We start from the raw sequence: 1842 nt of genomic DNA, 5'->3' as shown, positions 1-1842 counted from the left end.
CCCGCTGTCCGCTTCCTTCAGAAACCCGATGATCTGCTCTTCGCTATACCGCTTCTTCACGTCCGACCTCCTTCGGTCTCAGTCGGACTCTAAGCCTCCGCGCTACTCAATCAGGGGGTAACGTCGCCACCACACAGTTGCAACTGCAGCTCCGACGAGAACTACCACAACCAGCCACGTTGGCACTTCAGGATTGCGATCTTGGCGTTCGAACTCGATGAGACCTGATATCACACCACCAACGACGGTGCCGACATGAGACCCGAGCAGAAAACCAAGGAGAGCAAAGACAGCGCTAGTACCGAGGATCCAATCACTTCCGTCAAGCACACGGCGACTTGGTCCCAAGGTCTGCGAGTAAACGCCTAGAAGCCAGACGAGCGCTGCTCCAATGATGGCCCCAAAGAGCGCGCCGAATGCTGCGGAGGCGACTCGTTCGCCGAATGTAATGTTCCCGCGCCCGCTCACGACATGGTGCCTAACGTTTGAGATCACCCGCGGGCGCCAGACGGCGAAGCCGGCTGGCGAACGTCGGGTGCAGCGAAGGGTTAGGCGACGCCAGCTTCTTGGCCAAGATAGTCTTTGACAGCGGCTTGAATCTGCCTGAGAAGCGATGGTCCATCAACCTCACCCTCGCGCTGCAACCTTGCTACGCACGCAGAAACTGCGGCCTCTGTTTGACGCGCAATGTACGCACGAAGCGCAGCCTCAGGCAAGGGCGCCCAGACAGACTGCGGAATCTGAACGTCCACAGCGACATAGCGCTGCGTTCTTGCAAACCGGAGGTTTGCCAGGCCCTCATCGCCATACTGCTGGAGAGCGCCATCAACGCGGAGTACTACAGCGTACTTGTCTACCAAACGTGTGTGGGTTGCAGTGACGCGACGCTGTAGCGCATGAAACAGTGGGACCTTTAGCTCACAGACGCGCTTTGTCTCAGGCCCTCCACCCTCACACCCGATAGAGACGAAGTCAGACATAAAGGGTTGCGCCGCCTAACGTTCAAGGTGAGGGGCGCGGAGCGAGCGGGCGAAGCCCGCTTGCGTAGCGTCCCTCTCGACCGCAATGTTAGGCATTTTGGATCATGCCAGATAGCTCCAATACCCCGACGAGCGACAGGCCGCCAACAAGATACAAGAATGGGCCGTCCCAAGTGTGCGGGGAGAAAGCTTCGGCCAAGGTCATGGCAATTGGGACGATGGCAAAAGCAAGGAGTAGTTGTGTTTCGGAAAATTGCGGCCTGAGAATCAGAATTGCCAGTATGGCACTGAGAAACACGCAGGCGCTCCCTTCGAGGCTTCTGGTGTAGCTTCGATCTGTGAACAGGGCTTTCACTCGGTACTTGCGTTTGCCGAATCGGACGCCAACTGGCTCGGCGAGACCGTCCCCGATGCCGGCAACGAGGACAGCGATGTAGATGAGCGGCTGTTTTCCGTATTGGGCAAGCCAGAGAACCATAAGGACGATGACGAGGTAGGTGGCAACGACCTGCGTTGAAACCCAGAGCAGGGTAAAAGGCCGATCCTCGGGGCGATCAATTGCGGCGTATGCAGTCGAAAGAAAGGCTGATTTGGCGCGCAGTGGCCGAACAAAAGTGCCGATGCAGAGAAGGAACATCAAGCCACTCAGCAAAGTGGTAGTGACCGACGCCTGGAATGGCAGATGGTCGGCAAGAAAGAGGGGGCAGAAGAAAAGAATGAAGTGGAAAATCTTCCGCGTGTAATTCACTCGGACTCCACGCCTGATAACCCATAGGCCGAGGAAGTACGCAGAGCCATACAGAACGATGGCCTTAAGTAGTTCGTTGAGCCAGAAGTTGTCCATTCGCGGCAATGCCTAACG

The 1842-nt window shown here is 57.0% G+C and carries 1 protein-coding gene; it reads right to left on the bottom strand.

From position 1 onward, the window contains the following. Positions 1–1068 precede the first annotated feature (1068 nt). The gene (locus tag AB7F93_RS06055; protein ID WP_428301988.1) at positions 1069–1824 is read right to left on the bottom strand and encodes a hypothetical protein; all 756 of its coding nucleotides are present in this window, start codon (positions 1822–1824) and stop codon (positions 1069–1071) included. Positions 1825–1842: the final 18 nt, after the last annotated feature.

Origin of the sequence: Immundisolibacter sp., assembly GCF_050250495.1 — a bacterium.
In the GTDB taxonomy this organism is placed as follows: Bacteria; Pseudomonadota; Gammaproteobacteria; order Immundisolibacterales; family Immundisolibacteraceae; genus Immundisolibacter.
This window is presented reverse-complemented; position numbering and strand designations above follow the sequence as displayed.

Coding starts and splice junctions, on each gene's coding strand:
- AB7F93_RS06055 (WP_428301988.1), bottom strand. CDS start 1,824: ATGGACAACTTCTGGCTCAACGAACTACTTAAGGCCATCGTTCTGTAT.